The organism is Pseudomonas sp. S3E12, assembly GCF_001702295.1.
GTDB classification, from domain to species: Bacteria; Pseudomonadota; Gammaproteobacteria; order Pseudomonadales; family Pseudomonadaceae; genus Aquipseudomonas; species Aquipseudomonas marginalis.
Genome location: NZ_MBDT01000003.1, coordinates 224867 through 241631, shown reverse-complemented (window position 1 = coordinate 241631; position 16765 = coordinate 224867). Strand labels below are relative to the sequence as shown.

Genomic DNA, 16765 nt, shown 5'->3' with positions numbered 1-16765 from the left:
TCAAATCAGCAGTCCGGTTTGTCGGCAGTGTAGCGACGGGCCGGGTTTACTGCTGCGCCAAATTCACGCAAGGCCTTGGCGCCGATCAGCAACGGGTAATTGAAGCTGCTGCGATCGGTGAGGTTGACCTCGACGGTACGCTTGACGTTGCCCAGGCACATTTCCAGGTCGATCACCGGGCGCTTGGCCACGGTGGCTTCGTCCTTGTCGTCGTCTTCATCGGCGCGGCTCTTGATCTTGCTGATGCGCGAGACCTTGTGTTCGTAGACCTTGTTGGTAGCGTCCTTGCCGCCGAGGCGGAAGCGCACCCAGTCGTCACCGTCACGGGTGAAGGTCTCGATGTCACGGGCCGACAGCGAGGCGGTCAGCGCGCCGGTGTCCATCTTGGCCTTGAAGGTTTCGCCGATCTCCGGCAACTGGATGTATTCGTAGCGACCGTAAAGGGTCGGCTCGGCGGCCATGACAGGCAGGGCAACCAACGCGAGGGAGGCAAGAAGCAGTTTCACGAAGTGATTTCCTCGGAAAGAAGTAGGCGGATTCTAGACCGCAAAGACGGCACTTAGTTAGTCACGCCCACCATAACCGGCACATTGTGAAACATTCGTACGGCCATTTGCGATTTGGCCTCTAGACTCAGCTTGCTTATGATGGCCCGCCCACACGATTCCAAGAGTTACTTATGCGCCGCCTGCTCACCGGCTGTTTGGTTTCACTGCTGCTGTTGCTCAACACCCTGGTCCTGATCGGACCGCTGCTGGTGTTTGCCCTGCTCAAACTGGTGGCGCCCGGTCGTTATCGGGACTACGCCTCATGGGCGGTGATGTGGATCGCCGAGACCTGGGCCGAGATCGACAAGCTTATTTTCGCCTTGTGCATCCCCACCCAATGGGACATTCGCGGCGGCGACGAGCTGCGCGGCGACACCAGCTACCTGGTGATCAGCAACCATCAATCCTGGGTGGACATCCCGGCGCTGATCCAGGCCCTCAACCGCCGCACACCGTTCTTCAAATTCTTCCTGAAAAAAGAACTGATCTGGGTGCCCTTCCTGGGCCTGGCCTGGTGGGCACTGGATTACCCGTTCATGAAGCGCTACACCAAGGCGTTCCTGGCCAAACACCCGGAGCTGGCAGGGCAGGACTTGAAGATCACCAAGGAGGCGTGCGAGCTGTTCAAGCGCCAGCCGGTGACCGTGGTCAATTACCTCGAAGGCACGCGGTTCAGCGAGGCCAAGCGCAAGCAGCAGGCTTCGCCGTTCACACGTCTGCTCAAGCCCAAGGCGGGCGGCGTGGCGTTTGTGCTGGCGGCAATGGGCGAACAGCTGGACGCCGTGCTCGATGTGACCGTGGTCTATCCGCAGCAAAAGATTCCGGGGTTCTGGGATCTGATCAGCGGCGCGGTACCGAAAGTGATCATCGATATCCAGACCCGTGAGCTGGACCCGGCGTTGTGGCAGGGCGATTACGAGAATGACCCGGCGTTTCGCCAGACCGTCCAGAACTGGGTCAACCAGCTCTGGACGCAGAAGGATGCACGCATCGAACAACTGCGCGCGGAGCGTATTTAGCTACCGGTGCCCCAGGCCTGGGCCAACTTACCCAGCAGCGAGCTGTTGGCACCCTGCCCGCCCAGGTATTGCAGGATCACCGGGGCAAACTGGCCGACCATGCCACTGTCCATCCCCAGCGCGCTGAACGCGGTGTTCAGGTCATTGGTGTTCTTCACGTTCCCCAGCAAGCCGTCCAGGCCGCTGGTCTTGCTGCCGCCGGCCTGGCCGAGCATCCCGCTCAAGGCCCCGAGGCTGCCCAATGCATTGTTGCCCGACAGTTGATCGAGGCCCGGCACACTGTTGCCCAGTTGCGAATAGTCGTTGCCACTCAGTTTGTTCTTGGCCAGGCCCAGCATGGCACCGGTACCGCCGACGGCCTGCTCGGGGGTGATGTTCAGTTGCGAGGTCAGAGCGCTGAGCAGGCCAGCCGTTTCGGACGACGGTGCTGCAGCTGCGGCCTTGTTGTTGCCCCCTTGCATGCCGGAAATGGCATTGGCCGCGTCGCCAAGGCTAAACCCTGCGGCGAACACCGGAGTGGCGGCCAGGCTCATCAGGCAGGAAAGGGCGAAACCGCGTGAAATCTTCATTGAAGCAACCTCTGGATGTAGGGGTGAACGCAGGCGTTGGACTGGGTATCCCGTCGGTTGTTCCGGGCCTGGCCAACCGCTGATCCCCAGCCCCCCACAAACCCTGTGGGAGGGGGCTCGCCCGATAGCCATGGGTATCTACACAATTTTCAGATCCTGACAAATCTCCCTATGGTGAGCGGGCTTTTCGAATCGTCGCACCGCCCGCGCTGGGTTGCGAAGCAGCCCCGAAACCCAAGTCATGGAAACCTGGCCTTTCGCGAAGGCCTGGACACCGACGACATCGTTCTCTAGGACTTCGCCCTGCTCTGCGCCATCCCGTTGCGCAATGGGTGCGACTTGCTGGATGTGATCAGCAGGCGCTTGCGGGAGTAGGCCTTCGCCTGGACTCATGTAGTCCATTTCCGAAACACTCCCAACATCCCAGCCCGCTTCTTACCCCCCCTGTGGCGCCTTCATATAGTCGTGCGCCACAGTCTTGGAGGTGTACGCGATGCAGGGAGCCTATGCATTTATCAATGAACGGCCACAGCCTTATCCACTGCTTAAACTGGGCCTTTCTCTCAATCCAACGACCCAAACCAAGTTCGACATCCTCAACCAGCACATTCGCAACACCGTCGTACTGCCTGGGCAATTGGTCATTATCGGAGACAGCCGAACAGCGTCGTGCACGGCGGAAGAAGCTCGCTTAATGCAATCGGCCGCCAACATCAAACATGCGCTGTTGGCCCACTCCGCCACCGATCATTTTTTGATCAAAAACTACGATCAATTGCAGGCCATCATGTCACATGCCTCCCTGGGGATCGGCAGCGTGAGCAGTGCCTGGAGCAAGCACCTGACGCAGATCGAACAGACGCTCAAGGAAATCGACGAGTTGCATAAGCAGTACCTGAGAATCGGTAGCATGGGTGCGAGGAATGAGTTTCTGGTTAAGCGCAGGGCATTGTTTGCAAGGCTGGATGGTCAACTTTCCGGCTTGGCACGGTTGGGGACGGGCCTGAAAAACGAAGGCTCGATTAAAAAGATGCTGGGGATTTCCAGTAAGAGTTATTGGCATCATGGGGAGATTCGTGGGTACGAAGAGACGGTCAAGCGAGTAGCCAAGGCCGCAGAAATATTGAAGAAAGGGACTTACATCGGTATTGCGTTGGATGTTGGGTCAACGGCATTGGAAATAACTGAGGCGTGTTCCACAGGACGTGAGCAAGAATGTACGCGGACTAAGTATGTTGAAGGCTCTAAGCTGGTGGGTAGTGTTGGCGGCGCGTCAGCGGGCGGGATACTTGGAGCTCATATCGGCACCGGCGTCTGCATGATTGCATTTGGTATACCCACAGCTGGGGCGGGAGCTTTGGCATGCGCCATCGTCGGAGGTGCTGCGGGTGGATTCGCTCTTGGCAAGTTTGGAAGCGACTTGGGAGAAAACGCAGGCAAATTTCTCTATAAGTCTACGAGGGATTAAATGGACTTTGAAATTATTGGTATGTGCTCACTTGCGCTCATGCTACTCAGCTTCCCGATCGTTTTTTCTGCCATGTTCAAAAAACTCGATGCCGCTGAGCGCTATATGCAATACAGCAGTTTTATAGTCGGATGCAGGCACACTTTTCGTAATGCCCCCTTTGAAGGAAGGCCCCAGCGCGTATACGCCATGGGCCTGGTCATTCTTATCCCAAAAGTGATTCAGTGGCGCGGGATGGTGCTTGCTGAGGATGTAGAAAAAATACCTCGAAACCTAAAGTACTGGATGGTCATACCTACAGTGACCGCGTACCTCTCAGCTGTCGGAATGACCATTAGCTGGTTTCTTATATAAGACCGATAGAACAAGGGCGACCTTCTGGGTCGCCCTTATCTATCACCTACGCCGCGCTGAACAACTTATGCGGATCAATCACAAACTTCTTCGGCACGCCCGCATCGAACTCGCCATACCCACGTGGTGCGTCATCCAGGCTGATCACCTGCACACCGACGATCTCGGCAATGTTGATACGGTCCCACATGATCGCCTGCATCAGTTGGCGGTTGTACTTCATCACCGGCGTTTGCCCAGTGTGGAAGCTGTGGGATTTGGCCCAGCCCAGGCCGAAGCGGATGCTCAGGCTGCCCATTTTCGCGGCGGCATCCACGGCACCCGGATCTTCGGTGACGTACAGGCCAGGGATACCGATCTTGCCCGCCACGCGCACCACGCCCATCAGTGAGTTGAGCACTGTGGCCGGGGCTTCGGCCTTGACGCCGTCGTGGCCATGACCGCGTGCTTCAAAGCCCACGCAGTCGACGGCGCAGTCCACTTCCGGCTCGCCGAGCAGCGCGGCGATCTGTTCATGCAACGGCGTATCGGTGGACAGGTCGACGATTTCAAAACCCTGGGCCTTGGCGTGGGCCAGGCGGATGGAGTTGACGTCGCCGATGATCACCACCGCGGCACCCAGCAGGCGTGCAGACGCGGCAGCCGCCAGGCCGACCGGACCGGCACCGGCGATGTACACGGTGCTGCCAGGGCCAACGCCGGCAGTGACGGCGCCGTGGTAGCCGGTGGGGAGAATGTCGGAGAGGCAGGTCAGGTCACGGATTTTCTCCATGGCCTTGTCACGGTCCGGCAGTTTCAGCAGGTTGAAGTCGGCGTACGGCACCAGCACGTACTCGGCCTGGCCGCCGGTCCAATCGCCCATGTCGACGTAGCCGTAGGCACCACCGGCACGCGCCGGGTTGACGGTCAGGCACACGCCGGTGTGTTGCTCTTTGCACGAGCGGCAGCGCCCGCAGGCGACGTTGAAGGGTACGGAAACCAGGTCGCCGATCTTCAGGTTTTCGACGTCGCTGCCCTTCTCGATCACTTCACCGGTGATCTCGTGACCGAGCACCAGGCCGGTCTGGGCGGTGGTACGGCCGCGCACCATGTGTTGATCGGAGCCGCAGATGTTGGTGGAGACCACGCGCAGGATGACGCCGTGCTCAATCTTCCTGCCACGGGGGTCCTGCATTTTGGGATAGTCGATTTTCTGTACTTCGACTTTACCGTTGCCGAGATACACGACACCACGATTACCAGACATGCTTTCACCTCGCTGTTGTTTTTATGGAACTGCGTTGCCCTTTTGGGTGGGCAGCGCGTTTAAGTGCTCGGGTACAGATGCTGTTTCTTGTGTTGTTTGTGAGGGCCTCATCGGGGGCAAGTCGAATCGTCGCACCGCCCCTCCCACACTTGATTGGGTTCACACAGTCAAAATGTGGGAGGGGGCTTGCTCCCGATGGCGGCAGTCAGAGCACCACAGTCCTATTGGCGTTCAAAAACACCCGCCGCTCAATGTGATACCCCACCGCCCGCGCCAATGTCAGCCCTTCGATGTCCCGCCCCTTGGCAATCAAATCCTCGGGATAGTGACTGTGATCCACCACCTCCACACCCTGGGCGATGATCGGACCTTCATCCAGGTCGTTGTTGATGTAATGCGCCGTGGCGCCGACCAACTTCACCCCCTTGTTGTACGCCTGGTGATACGGCTTGGCGCCCTTGAACCCCGGCAGCAACGAGTGGTGGATATTGATGGCCTTGCCGTCCAGCTTGCGGCACAGCTCCGGCGACAGCACTTGCATGTAGCGCGCAAGGATCACCAGTTCGGCGCCGGTCTCTTCCACCACTTGCCACACCTGACGCTCCTGGGACGGTTTGTCGTTAGGGTCGAGGGGGAAATGGTAGTAGGGAATTTGATGCCAGTCGGCCAAAGGTTTGAGATCGGGATGGTTGGACACCACCGCGACCACGTCCATCGACAGTTGCCCGATACGCTGGCGGTACAGCAGGTCGTTGAGGCAGTGATCGGCCTTGGAGACCATGATCACCACTTTTGGCCGGTAGTTCGGCGCCGTCAGCTCGAAGATCATGCCAAAGGCTTCACCCCGCGAGGCCAGGCCATCGCGGAACGCCTGCTCATCGAAGCCATCCGGCTGACGGAATTCCACGCGAATAAAAAACCGGCCCGAGAGGCGGTCATCGAACGAATGGTGCTCGGTGACGTAACAGCCCTGCTCGAACAGATAGCGGGTGACCGCGTCCACCGTGCCGAGCACGCTGGGGCAGTCGGCGGTCAAAATCCATGTATCGGGTGCGCGGCTCATTACAGTTAACTCCTCATACAGCGCTGCTTACTGTAGGAGCGAGCTTGCTCGCGAAAAATCCAAGGGCGCCGCGCTCATTCAGGATGCGCGCGTTATCGTTGACGTTTTTCGCGAGCCAGCTCGCGCCTACAGGGTCATATCAGGCTTGAACGCTCAGGCCAAATTCGGCCGAGGCATCCTGCAACCACAACCACCAGTAATCCGAGAAGCTGCGACGAATCACCAGCTCCCAGGTGTCTTCAGCGGTATGGCGAATCACCAGCTGCGACTTGGCGAACACCGTGCCCACCGCCTTGCCCACCGGGAAGTTGTTGGGGTGCACGTCGTAGCTGGTGGACTTCATCAGCACATCGCGCACATTCGGGCCGCTGAGTTCGAGGATCTGCTGGCCGCCGCTGACGTTGACGACCTGGATATGCAGGTCACCCAGGGCGGCGCGCAGGTTTTGTTCGGCGGCGAATTCCTCACCGCCTGGCACGATCAGCAACCACTCATCCGGGCCGAGCCATTGCAGGCTGGTTTCGCCTTTGACGATGACCTGCAGGGCGCCGGGCAGTTCGATGCCCAGGGCCTTGTGCACACCGGCGGCGAAGGCCGCGTCATGGCCGTCGCCACGGATCGTGAGATGACCAAGCAATTTCTTTTCGCGTACGGTCACGCCGGCGTTCTTGCGGCCCTTGCCGACCAGGCTGGCGAGGTCGGCATGGTGCAGCGACGACTCGGCCTTGGCACCGGAGGTGGGGCGTTGTTGGTAAACATTGGCTGCTGTCATAAAGCACCTGTCTTGAATTCTGGGGTGACTGTTCTGGCCTCATCGGGGGCAAGCCCCCGATGCAGGCGACTGGGTCTATCAGATGTTCTGCCGATCACCCTTAGGGTCGAAGAACACCGAAGACACAATCTCCGCCTCGATCACGCTGCCATCCGCCTGGGGCGAGAACACCCGCTCACCGATGCGCTTCAAGCCGCCCTTGACCACGCCCATGGCAAACGAATAACCCAGGGAGTTATGCGCGTAGCTGGAGGTGACATGCCCCACCATCTTCATCGGGATCGTCTGCTTCGGATCGAACACCAGTTGCGCGCCTTCCGGCAGCCACACGTTCGGGTCGATCGGCTTCAAGCCCACCAGTTGCTTGCGCTCTTCACGTACACAGTCTTCCCGGTTCATGCCGCGCCAGCCGATCCACGAGAACGGCTTGGTGCGACCGACACACCAGCCCATGTTCAGGTCGTCCGGGGTCATCGAGCCGTCAGTGTCCTGGCCGACGATGATGAAGCCCTTCTCGGCCCGCAGTACGTGCATGGTCTCAGTGCCGTACGGGGTCAGGTTGTACTTCTTGCCGGCTGCGACGATCTGTTCCAGCACGCCCATGGCGTAGTCGGCCTGCACGTTGACTTCGTATGACAACTCACCGGTAAACGAGATACGGAACACCCGCGCCGGAACACCGCCCACCAAACCTTCTTTCCAGGTCATGAACGGGAAGCCGTCCTTGTCCAGGTCGATGTCGGTGACTTCCGCCAGCAGCTTGCGGCTGTTGGGGCCGGACAGGGTCATGGTCGCCCAATGGTCGGTGACCGAGGTGAAGTACACCTTGAGGTCCGGCCATTCGGTCTGTTGGTAGATTTCCAGCCACTGCAGTACACGGGCAGCGCCGCCGGTGGTGGTGGTCATCAGGAAGTGGTTGTCGGCGAGGCAGGCGGTAACGCCGTCGTCGAAGACCATGCCGTCTTCCTTGCACATCAGGCCGTAGCGCGCCTTGCCCACGTCGAGCTTGGTCCAGGCGTTGGTGTAGATGCGGTTGAGGAACTCACGGGCATCCGGGCCCTGGATATCGATCTTGCCGAGGGTGGACGCATCCAGCAGGCCGACGCTGTCGCGCACGGCCAGGCATTCGCGTTTCACCGCGGCGTGCAGGTCTTCACCGTTGCGCGGGAAGTACCACGGGCGTTTCCATTGGCCGACGTCTTCGAACTCGGCGCCGTTTTTCACGTGCCAGGCTTGCAGCGCGGTGTAGCGCACCGGCTCGAAGATGTGCCCACAGTGCCGGCCCGCCACCGCGCCGAAGGTCACCGGCGTGTAGTTGGGGCGGAACATGGTGGTGCCCATCTGCGGGATGGTCACGTTCAGCGAGCGCGCGGCAATCGCCAGGCCGTTGACGTTACCGAGCTTGCCCTGATCGGTGCCGAAGCCCAGCGCGGTGTAGCGCTTGACGTGTTCCACCGACTCGAAACCTTCGCGGGTGGCCAGTTCGATGGCAGCGGCGGTGACGTCGTTTTGCAGGTCGACAAATTGCTTCGGCGCCCGTGCGGTCGCTTTCTCGTGAGGCACCTGGAACAGCGCCAGGGTCGGCTCTTCCAGACGGCTCAAGGCTTTTGGCAGCGTACCTTCCACCGGGGCAAAACCGGCGTCGCTGGCGGCGCGCACGCCGCCTTCAAAACCATCAGCCAGGGAATCGCCAAGGCCGTAGACGCCGTTGATGCCACCGACGCACACGCGTTTCTGCGGGGCTTCACCCGGTACAAAGCCGAGGATGTCTTCGCGCCAGGTCGGCTTGCCGCCCAGGTGCGAGGCCAGGTGGACCACCGGGCTGTAGCCGCCGGAGCTGGCCACCAGGTCGCAGTCCAGCCATTCGCCGGGGCTGGTGACTTTATGCGCCTTGACGTCAATCGCGGCGATACGCGCAGCGGTCACGCGCTTGGTGCCACGGGCCTCGATCACGGCGCTGCCGGTGAGGATACGAATACCTTTGGCGCGGGCTTCTTCAACCAATGCACCGCGTGGGTTGTGGCGCACATCGGCCACCGCCACCACTTGCAGGCCCGCATCCAGCCAGTCCAATGCAACGCGGTAGGCATGGTCGTTGTTGGTCGACAGCACCAGTTTCTTGCCCGGTGCCACGCCGTAGCGGCGCACGTAAGTGGAGACCGCACCGGCCAGCATGTTCCCCGGCACGTCGTTGTTGCCGTACACCAGCGGACGCTCGCACGCACCGGTGGCCAGCACCACACGCTTGGCACGTACACGATGAATACGCTGGCGCACCACGCCAATCGGCGCACGGTCACCGAGGTGATCGGTGAGGCGCTCGTGGATGGTCAGGAAGTTATGGTCGTGGTAGCCGTTGACCGTGGCGCGGGGCAGCAGCACCACGTCCGGCAGGGCTTTCAATTCGGCGATAACGCTGGCAACCCATTCGGTGGCCGGCTTGCCGTCGAGGCTTTCGCGGGAATCGAGCAGCGAACCACCGAACTCTTCCTGCTCATCGGCGATGATCACCCGCGCGCCGCTGCGGGCGGCGGCCAATGCGGCAGCCAGGCCGGCAGGGCCGGCGCCGACCACCAGCACGTCGCAGTGACGGTTGAAGTTGTCGTAGGTGTCCGGGTCGTTCTCGGTCGGCGAGCGACCCAGGCCGGCGGCCTTGCGGATGTACTTCTCGTAGGTCATCCAGAACGATTGCGGGTACATGAAGGTTTTGTAGTAGAACCCCGGCGGCATCAGCTTGCCGCCGACCTTGCCGAGGATGCCCATCATGTCGTTGTTGACGCTCGGCCAGCCGTTGGTGCTGGTGGCGACCAGGCCCTGGTACAGCGCCTGTTGCGTGGCGCGCACGTTAGGAATTTGCGTGGCTTCGGTAGCGCCGATCTGCAGCACGGCGTTCGGCTCTTCGGCACCGGCGGCAAAGATGCCCCGTGGGCGCGAGTACTTGAAGCTGCGGCCGATAATGTCAACGCCGTTGGCCAGCAAAGCAGCGGCCAGGGTGTCGCCCTCGAAGCCTTTGTAGCTCTGGCCGTTGAAGCTGAAGGTCAGGACTTTGTTACGGTCGATCCGGCCACCGTTGGACAGGCGATTGATCTGGCTCATACCTTCTCTCCAGAGGCCTTGGCGGTGAACTGAGGCTTCTCACCGATCTTGTAGGTTTCAAGAATTTCGTAGGTCACGGTGTCGCGGGTCGCGTTGAAGTATTGGCGGCAACCGGCAGCGTGAATCCACAGTTCGTGGTGCAGGCCACGGGGGTTGTCGCGGAAGAACATGTAGTCGCCCCACTCTTCATCGGTGCAGGCATTCGGGTCCAGCGGGCGCGGGATGTGCGCTTGGCCGGACGCGTGGAATTCCTCTTCGGAGCGCAGTTCGCCACAGTGAGGACAGAAGATATGCAACATAGGGAATTTCTCCTGTTAGTGGGCGACGGCCGCAGCGCCGTGTTCGTCGATCAACGCACCGTTGTGGAAACGGTCGATGGAAAAAGGCGCCGCCAATGGGTGCATTTCACCCTTCGCGAGGCTGGCGGCAAATACGTTGCCTGAGCCCGGCGTGGCCTTGAAGCCACCGGTGCCCCAACCGCAGTTGAAGAACATGTTCGGCACCGGGGTCTTGGAGATGATCGGGCACGCATCCGGCGTGGTGTCGACGATGCCGCCCCACTGGCGGTTCATGCGCACCCGCGACAGCACCGGGAACATCTCGACGATGGCCTGGATAGTGTGTTCGATCACCGGGTACGAGCCGCGCTGGCCGTAGCCGTTGTAGCCGTCGATACCGGCGCCGATCACCAGGTCGCCCTTGTCGGACTGGCTGATGTAACCGTGCACGGCGTTGGACATGATCACGCTGTCGATAATCGGCTTGATCGGCTCCGACACCAACGCTTGCAGCGGATGGGATTCGATCGGCAGGCGGAAGCCCGCCAGCGAGGCCATGTGCCCGGAGTTACCGGCGGTCACCACGCCGACGCGCTTGGCGCCGATAAAGCCCTTGTTGGTTTCCACACCGATGCACACGCCGTTTTCCTTGCGGAAGCCGATCACTTCGGTCTGCTGGATCAGGTCCACGCCGAGTGCGTCGGCGGCGCGGGCGAAGCCCCAGGCCACGGCATCGTGACGGGCCACGCCGCCGCGACGTTGCACGGTGGCACCGAGTACCGGGTAGCGGGTGTTTTTCGAGCAATCCAGGTACGGAATCTCGTCGGCCACTTGCTTGGCATTCAGCAGCTCGCCATCCACGCCATTCAGGCGGTTGGCGCTGACACGACGCTCGGAATCACGGATGTCCTGCAGGGTGTGGCACAGGTTGTAGACGCCACGCTGGGAGAACATCACGTTGTAGTTCAGGTCCTGGGACAGGCCTTCCCACAGTTTCATCGCGTGTTCGTACAGGTGCGCCGACTCGTCCCACAGGTAGTTGGAACGCACGATAGTGGTGTTGCGCGCGGTGTTACCGCCGCCCAGCCAGCCTTTCTCGACCACGGCCACGTTGGTGATGCCGTGCTCTTTCGCCAGGTAGTAGGCGGTCGCCAGACCATGCCCGCCGCCGCCGACGATGACCACGTCGTAGACCTTCTTGGGGGTCGGCGTGCGCCACATCTTCTGCCAGTTTTCGTGGTGGCTGAGGGAGTGCTTGAAGAGGCCGAAGCCCGAGTAGCGTTGCATAGTCATTACTCCAAAACCGCGCTCAGCGATAAACCGGGAAATCAGCGCACAGGGCAGACACGTGCTTGGCCACGTTGGCCTCGACGTCGGCGTCGCCGAGGTTGTCGAGGATGTCGCAGATCCAACCGGCCAGCTCGATGCACTGCGGCACCTTGAATCCACGCGTGGTCACCGCCGGGGTGCCGATGCGCAGGCCCGAGGTCACGAACGGCGACTGCGGGTCGTTCGGCACGGCGTTCTTGTTGACGGTGATGTGGGCGCGACCGAGGGCGGCATCCGCCTCTTTGCCGGTGAGGCCCTGACGGATCAGGCTGACCAGAAACAGGTGGTTATCGGTGCCGCCGGACACTACATCGTAGCCGCGTTTGATAAACACGCTGGCCATGGCCTGGGCGTTATCGATCACTTGCTGCTGGTACGCCTTAAAGCCAGGCTCCAGCGCTTCCTTGAAGCACACCGCCTTGCCGGCGATCACATGCATCAGCGGGCCGCCCTGGGCGCCGGGGAAGACGGCGGCGTTGAGTTTCTTTTCAATTTCTTCGTTGGCCTTGGCCAGGATCAGACCGCCACGGGGACCGCGCAGGGTCTTGTGGGTGGTGGTGGTGACCACATCGGCGTACGGCAGCGGGTTCGGGTACAGACCGGCGGCGACCAGGCCGGCGACGTGGGCCATGTCGACGAACAGCAGCGCGCCTACTTTGTCAGCGATAGCGCGGAAGCGTGGGAAATCCAGGGTCTTGGAGTAGGCGGAGAAACCGGCCACGACCATTTTCGGCTTGTGCTCCACCGCCAGGCGCTCGACTTCGTCGTAGTCGATCAGGCCGGTGTCGGTGTTGATGCCGTACTGCACCGCGTTGTACAGCTTGCCCGAGGACGACACCTTGGCGCCGTGGGTCAAGTGACCGCCGTGGGCCAGGCTCATGCCCAGGATGGTGTCGCCCGCATTGATCAGCGCCAGGTACACGGCGCTGTTGGCGGACGAACCGGAGTGTGGCTGTACGTTGGCGTAATCGGCGCCGAACAGCTGCTTGGCGCGTTCGATGGCCAGGGCTTCGACCTTGTCCACGTGCTCGCAGCCACCGTAGTAGCGCTTGCCCGGGTAGCCTTCGGCGTATTTGTTGGTGAGGCCGCTGCCCTGGGCTTCCATCACACGCTTGCTGGTGTAGTTCTCCGACGCGATCAGCTCGATATGATCTTCCTGACGCTGCTCCTCGGCGTTCATGGCCGCCAGCAGTGCGTCGTCATATCCCTGGATCTGGTCTTGTTTGCTGAACATCGCGTCTCTCCCAGCCTTTCGTATTGTTGAGGCCCGTGCAGGGCCCTTTGATGCGATGGTAGGGCTGGCGCAGACAGGTCAAATGCCTGCGCACGCCACGCAAAGGTGCGTTTACGACATTGCCGGAACAACACGAAACAAATGTGGGAGGGGGCTTGCTCCCGACAGTGGTGGGTCAGGCGATGATGTGGCGCAGAAGCAGCAGCAAGAGGAAGTGCAGCGGATAAAGGGCGTAGGCCCAGCGGCGCATTGCTGGCGGTGAGGTGCGATGGGCATGTCGCAATAAGACCAGGCCCGCCAATGGCGCAATCAGGCAGGTCGCCAACCCCAACAGCGCCACCGGCGTACCGCTATTGAGCAGGATCTGCCATTGGTTAGCGGCCACGCAGACACATCCTGGCAACACACTGAAATACCAAGGCCGGCGAAACACCAGCAACATCGCCAGTGGCAACAACACACCAAAGAAACCGAACATTAAGTGCGACGAAAATACCGCCGCTATCGTGACGGCGATCAACGCCAATCCTCGATCAAAAAACGCCTTCTGCTGCCATCCTCGGGCAACCAGCAGCCCCAACGCCAAGGTGGGCAGCACGTTCAACGTATCGGCGTCCTCGATAAACAGCCGATACGGCACTTCGCTGACCACGCTGAACAGCAGCAGCCAGCCCAGGTAGCGCCACTGGCCGGTCACCGGTGCGTTGCGGGCCCGGTGCAGGTTCGCCGCAATCGCCAGGCAAAACCACGGAAACGCCAGGCGCCCCGGCACATACAGGCCATCGAGGCTCAGACCGACATAACGCAGGTGGTCCAGCACCATGCTCAGCAGCGCCAGCCACTTGAGCAAATCCAAAGCGCCATCACGGACGCGTCCGACAGGCATCGTTTCAGAACCGTGCATAATTCCCCAGTGACTTTGCATTTACAGTGCGTGCGCAGCGTCAACAATCTTGGTTACAGTGCGCACCAACATCGACCACAGGAATGGGCCATGACCGACAAGAGCCAACAATTCGCCAGTGACAACTATTCGGGCATTTGCCCCGAAGCCTGGGCCGCCATGGAACAAGCCAACCAGGGTCATCAACGTGCCTACGGTGATGATGAATGGACCCACCGCGCCGCCGACGGTTTCCGCAACCTGTTCGAAACCGACTGCGAAGTGTTCTTCGCCTTCAACGGTACGGCCGCCAACTCCCTCGCGCTGTCCTCCTTGTGCCAGAGCTACCATAGCGTGATTTGCTCGGAAACCGCCCACGTCGAAACCGACGAATGCGGCGCGCCGGAGTTTTTCTCCAACGGCTCCAAGCTGCTCACCGCCCGCACCGAAAACGGCAAGCTGACCCCGGAATCGATCCGCGAGATCGCCCTCAAGCGCCAGGACATCCACTACCCCAAACCCCGCGTAGTGACCCTGACCCAAGCCACCGAAGTCGGCAGCGTCTACACCCCGGAAGAAATCCGCGCCATCAGTGCTACCTGCAAGGAACTGGGGCTGAACCTGCACATGGACGGCGCACGCTTTTCCAACGCCTGTGCGTTCCTCGGCTGTTCACCCGCCGATCTGACCTGGAAAGCCGGAGTGGACGTGTTGTGCTTTGGGGGCACCAAGAACGGCATGGCCGTGGGTGAAGCCATCCTGTTCTTCAACCACAAACTGGCGGAAGACTTCGACTACCGCTGCAAACAGGCCGGCCAACTGGCCTCGAAAATGCGCTTCCTGTCCGCCCCTTGGGTGGGACTGCTGGAAAACGACGCCTGGCTCAAACATGCGCGCCACGCCAACCACTGCGCGCAATTGCTCAGTAGCCTGGTGGCGGATATTCCCGGTGTGGAGCTGATGTTCCCGGTGCAGGCCAACGGCGTGTTCCTGCAACTCTCGGAACCAGCGATTGCCGCGCTGACGGCCAAGGGCTGGCGCTTTTATACCTTCATCGGCAAAGGCGGGGCGCGGTTCATGTGCGCGTGGGATACCGACGAAGAGCGCGTACGAGAATTGGCGGCGGATATTCGGACAGTGATGGGCGCCTGACCGCAGCAGATGCTGGCGCAATGCCGAGTCTGTCAATTGATATTTCTGACAGCTGCGCACTGGCTTTTCGTTGGCTAGCCTCTTGGAACCCGAAAGGAAAACGTCGCTGCAGAGACGCCCTTTCGGGCTAACTGCCTGCCGACCATTCGGCTAGAAACGGAAATCCAGAAGAGAGCCAAACCCATGGAATATCAAAGCAACGGCAACACCCTGCAAGGCGACGGCACCGTCAACACCACCGTGATTGATTGGGATGAGTTCAGGAAGTACGCAAAAGTCGGCGACACTATCCGAGAGTCATCGCGGACGCTGCGGATCTACGACAAAGTCTATGAACTGACAGCATCAGGCCAGCACTTTGTGGTCCACATCTACGCCCAGTAACCGTTAACCCCCACGTCGGAGATTCATGACCTCCGACGTCCCCTTGATCGTTCCCACGCTCGCGTGGGAACGAGCTGAGTGGATCAGAACTCGATGCGCACATCCCCCTTCGGCACGCTGCAGCACGACAGGATGTAACCCTCGGCTTCGTCTTCCTCGGTGATCCCGCCGTTGTGGTCCATCTCCACCTCACCGCCCAGCTTCATCACCTTGCACGTCCCGCAAATCCCCATGCCGCAGGCCTTTGGAATCAACAGCCCAAGCTTGGCCGCCGCCGCGTGGACGGTCTCGCCAGGGGCGACGCGAATGCTCTTGCCCGAGGCGATGAACTCCACTTGATGCAGATCCGCCAGATCGATTTCCGGGGCATCCGCCGCTTGCTCGGCCTGCTCCACCGCGTCGGCGCGGGCTTCCGGCGGCGTGGCGCCGAAGGATTCCTCGTGGTAGCGCGCCATGTCGAAACCGGCGACTTCCAACAGGCGTTTCACCGCATTCATGTAGGGCGTCGGGCCGCAGCAGAACACTTCGCGCTCAAGGAAGTCGGGCACCATCAGTTCGAGCATCTTGTGGTTCAGGTAACCGCGATAACCGGCCCAGGGCTCGCCCAGGCCGTGTTTTTCGCAGATCAGGTGCAGGCTGAAGTTGTCGATCCGCGACGCCATATGCTCCAGCTCGCGGTGGTAGATGATGTCTTTGGGCGAACGGGCACTGTGGATAAACGTCATGTCGACGTTGGCGTTGGTGTCGTAGAACCAGCGGGCCATGGACATCACCGGCGTGATCCCCACGCCGCCACTGAGGTACAGCACTTTCGGGCTGGGGAAGTCGATGGCATTGAACAGCCCGACCGGCCCGTGCACCGCCAATTCCTGGCCTTCATGCAGGGTGTCGTGCAGCCAGTTGGACACCTTGCCGCCCGGTACGCGCTTGATGGTCACCGAGAAGCTGTAGGGCACCGACGGCGAACTGGAAATAGTGTACGAGCGCATGATCGGCTGGCCCTCGATTTCCAGCTCCAGGGTGACGAACTGCCCCGGCTTGAAAAAGAACAGGATCGGCTGGTCAGCCATAAAGCAGAAGGTGCGCACATCCCAGGTTTCCTGGATGACTTTGACGCAACGGACGATGTGCCGACCATTGGCCCAGGTCTGGGTGGTTACCGGATTCAGGAAATTATTGGACATGTTGTTCTCCACCGCCGACGTCGGCCTTATGGTGGCGATTCTGCGTAACGCGGGAACCGCCCATTTACCTATCTGCGACATTCACATACTTATCGCGACCAGCCCCCATACCACGGGGGTTGCGCGTCGGGAACAGAGTGGGCCATGTCGCTCATGGATAAGGTTCGGCGCATCAGCAGCCCCACA

Annotated in this window: 16 protein-coding genes; 5 read left to right on the top strand and 11 right to left on the bottom strand. The window is 60.8% G+C overall.

From position 1 onward, the window contains the following. Positions 1 to 5: 5 nt before the first annotated feature. Positions 6 to 506 carry an ATP-dependent zinc protease gene (locus BB029_RS03090; protein ID WP_027605972.1) on the bottom strand — a complete coding sequence of 167 codons (501 nt, stop codon included), beginning with the start codon at positions 504 to 506 and terminating at the stop codon, positions 6 to 8. A gap of 173 nt (positions 507 to 679) precedes the next feature. On the opposite strand from BB029_RS03090, the gene BB029_RS03085 reads away from it, so the two are divergent. After that, entirely contained in the window at positions 680 to 1567 is an 888-nt protein-coding gene (locus BB029_RS03085) for an acyltransferase (protein WP_065938198.1), read from the top strand. On the opposite strand, the gene BB029_RS03080 is transcribed toward BB029_RS03085, so the two are convergent. After that, entirely contained in the window at positions 1564 to 2136 is a 573-nt protein-coding gene (locus BB029_RS03080; protein ID WP_065938197.1) for a DUF2780 domain-containing protein, read from the bottom strand. The genes BB029_RS03085 and BB029_RS03080 overlap by 4 nt on opposite strands. Positions 2137 to 2629: 493 nt before the next feature. On the opposite strand from BB029_RS03080, the gene BB029_RS03070 reads away from it, so the two are divergent. Then, positions 2630 to 3604 carry a hypothetical protein gene (locus tag BB029_RS03070; RefSeq protein ID WP_065938195.1) on the top strand — a complete coding sequence of 325 codons (975 nt, stop codon included), beginning with the start codon at positions 2630 to 2632 and terminating at the stop codon, positions 3602 to 3604. Then, positions 3605 to 3958 (top strand): hypothetical protein, encoded by a 354-nt coding sequence (locus BB029_RS03065; RefSeq protein WP_065938194.1) that lies wholly within the window; start codon positions 3605 to 3607, stop codon positions 3956 to 3958. Positions 3959 to 4004: 46 nt separating this feature from the next. Here the strand turns inward: BB029_RS03065 and fdhA are convergent, their stop codons facing one another. The 8 genes from fdhA to BB029_RS03025 form a co-directional block, all read right to left on the bottom strand. Next, the gene (fdhA, locus tag BB029_RS03060; RefSeq protein WP_005792122.1) at positions 4005 to 5204 is read right to left on the bottom strand and encodes a formaldehyde dehydrogenase, glutathione-independent; all 1200 of its coding nucleotides are present in this window, start codon (positions 5202 to 5204) and stop codon (positions 4005 to 4007) included. A gap of 205 nt (positions 5205 to 5409) precedes the next feature. Next, on the bottom strand, positions 5410 to 6267 hold the full coding sequence (purU, locus tag BB029_RS03055; protein WP_065925438.1) for a formyltetrahydrofolate deformylase: 858 nt from the start codon (positions 6265 to 6267) through the stop codon (positions 5410 to 5412). Between the two features lie 139 nt (positions 6268 to 6406). Beyond that, complete coding sequence (locus BB029_RS03050) at positions 6407 to 7039, bottom strand: sarcosine oxidase subunit gamma (protein ID WP_027605977.1); 633 nt, start codon at positions 7037 to 7039, stop codon at positions 6407 to 6409. 78 nt (positions 7040 to 7117) lie between these two features. Then, positions 7118 to 10135, bottom strand: a complete 3018-nt coding sequence (locus BB029_RS03045; protein WP_027605978.1) for a sarcosine oxidase subunit alpha — start codon at positions 10133 to 10135, stop codon at positions 7118 to 7120. Next, complete coding sequence (locus tag BB029_RS03040; RefSeq protein WP_027605979.1) at positions 10132 to 10434, bottom strand: sarcosine oxidase subunit delta; 303 nt, start codon at positions 10432 to 10434, stop codon at positions 10132 to 10134. Before BB029_RS03040 ends, BB029_RS03045 begins: the two co-directional genes overlap by 4 nt. A gap of 15 nt (positions 10435 to 10449) precedes the next feature. After that, on the bottom strand, positions 10450 to 11700 hold the full coding sequence (locus tag BB029_RS03035; protein WP_010207084.1) for a sarcosine oxidase subunit beta: 1251 nt from the start codon (positions 11698 to 11700) through the stop codon (positions 10450 to 10452). Positions 11701 to 11722: 22 nt separating this feature from the next. Next, positions 11723 to 12976, bottom strand: a complete 1254-nt coding sequence (gene glyA / locus BB029_RS03030) for a serine hydroxymethyltransferase (protein ID WP_027605980.1) — start codon at positions 12974 to 12976, stop codon at positions 11723 to 11725. A 175-nt stretch (positions 12977 to 13151) separates the two neighbouring features. After that, positions 13152 to 13880 (bottom strand): TraX family protein, encoded by a 729-nt coding sequence (locus BB029_RS03025; RefSeq protein WP_065938193.1) that lies wholly within the window; start codon positions 13878 to 13880, stop codon positions 13152 to 13154. Positions 13881 to 13970: 90 nt separating this feature from the next. Here BB029_RS03025 and BB029_RS03020 point away from each other — a divergent pair, with 90 nt between their 5' ends. Both BB029_RS03020 and BB029_RS03015 read left to right on the top strand, forming a co-directional pair. Beyond that, positions 13971 to 15011, top strand: a complete 1041-nt coding sequence (locus tag BB029_RS03020; RefSeq protein WP_065938192.1) for a low specificity L-threonine aldolase — start codon at positions 13971 to 13973, stop codon at positions 15009 to 15011. A gap of 183 nt (positions 15012 to 15194) precedes the next feature. Further along, a complete protein-coding gene (locus BB029_RS03015; RefSeq protein ID WP_065938191.1) occupies positions 15195 to 15395 on the top strand; it encodes a hypothetical protein in 201 nt (66 codons plus the stop codon). An 83-nt stretch (positions 15396 to 15478) separates the two neighbouring features. Here BB029_RS03015 and gbcB read toward each other — a convergent pair whose 3' ends face one another. Further along, positions 15479 to 16579, bottom strand: a complete 1101-nt coding sequence (gbcB, locus tag BB029_RS03010; protein WP_065925442.1) for a glycine-betaine demethylase subunit GbcB — start codon at positions 16577 to 16579, stop codon at positions 15479 to 15481. Positions 16580 to 16765 lie beyond the last annotated feature (186 nt).

Coding starts and splice junctions, on each gene's coding strand:
- fdhA (WP_005792122.1), bottom strand. CDS start 5,204: ATGTCTGGTAATCGTGGTGTCGTGTATCTCGGCAACGGTAAAGTCGAA.
- BB029_RS03050 (WP_027605977.1), bottom strand. CDS start 7,039: ATGACAGCAGCCAATGTTTACCAACAACGCCCCACCTCCGGTGCCAAG.
- glyA (WP_027605980.1), bottom strand. CDS start 12,976: ATGTTCAGCAAACAAGACCAGATCCAGGGATATGACGACGCACTGCTG.
- purU (WP_065925438.1), bottom strand. CDS start 6,267: ATGAGCCGCGCACCCGATACATGGATTTTGACCGCCGACTGCCCCAGC.
- gbcB (WP_065925442.1), bottom strand. CDS start 16,579: ATGTCCAATAATTTCCTGAATCCGGTAACCACCCAGACCTGGGCCAAT.
- BB029_RS03020 (WP_065938192.1), top strand. CDS start 13,971: ATGACCGACAAGAGCCAACAATTCGCCAGTGACAACTATTCGGGCATT.
- BB029_RS03015 (WP_065938191.1), top strand. CDS start 15,195: ATGGAATATCAAAGCAACGGCAACACCCTGCAAGGCGACGGCACCGTC.
- BB029_RS03040 (WP_027605979.1), bottom strand. CDS start 10,434: ATGTTGCATATCTTCTGTCCTCACTGTGGCGAACTGCGCTCCGAAGAG.
- BB029_RS03065 (WP_065938194.1), top strand. CDS start 3,605: ATGGACTTTGAAATTATTGGTATGTGCTCACTTGCGCTCATGCTACTC.
- BB029_RS03080 (WP_065938197.1), bottom strand. CDS start 2,136: ATGAAGATTTCACGCGGTTTCGCCCTTTCCTGCCTGATGAGCCTGGCC.
- BB029_RS03035 (WP_010207084.1), bottom strand. CDS start 11,700: ATGCAACGCTACTCGGGCTTCGGCCTCTTCAAGCACTCCCTCAGCCAC.
- BB029_RS03085 (WP_065938198.1), top strand. CDS start 680: ATGCGCCGCCTGCTCACCGGCTGTTTGGTTTCACTGCTGCTGTTGCTC.
- BB029_RS03045 (WP_027605978.1), bottom strand. CDS start 10,135: ATGAGCCAGATCAATCGCCTGTCCAACGGTGGCCGGATCGACCGTAAC.
- BB029_RS03070 (WP_065938195.1), top strand. CDS start 2,630: ATGCAGGGAGCCTATGCATTTATCAATGAACGGCCACAGCCTTATCCA.
- BB029_RS03025 (WP_065938193.1), bottom strand. CDS start 13,880: ATGCACGGTTCTGAAACGATGCCTGTCGGACGCGTCCGTGATGGCGCT.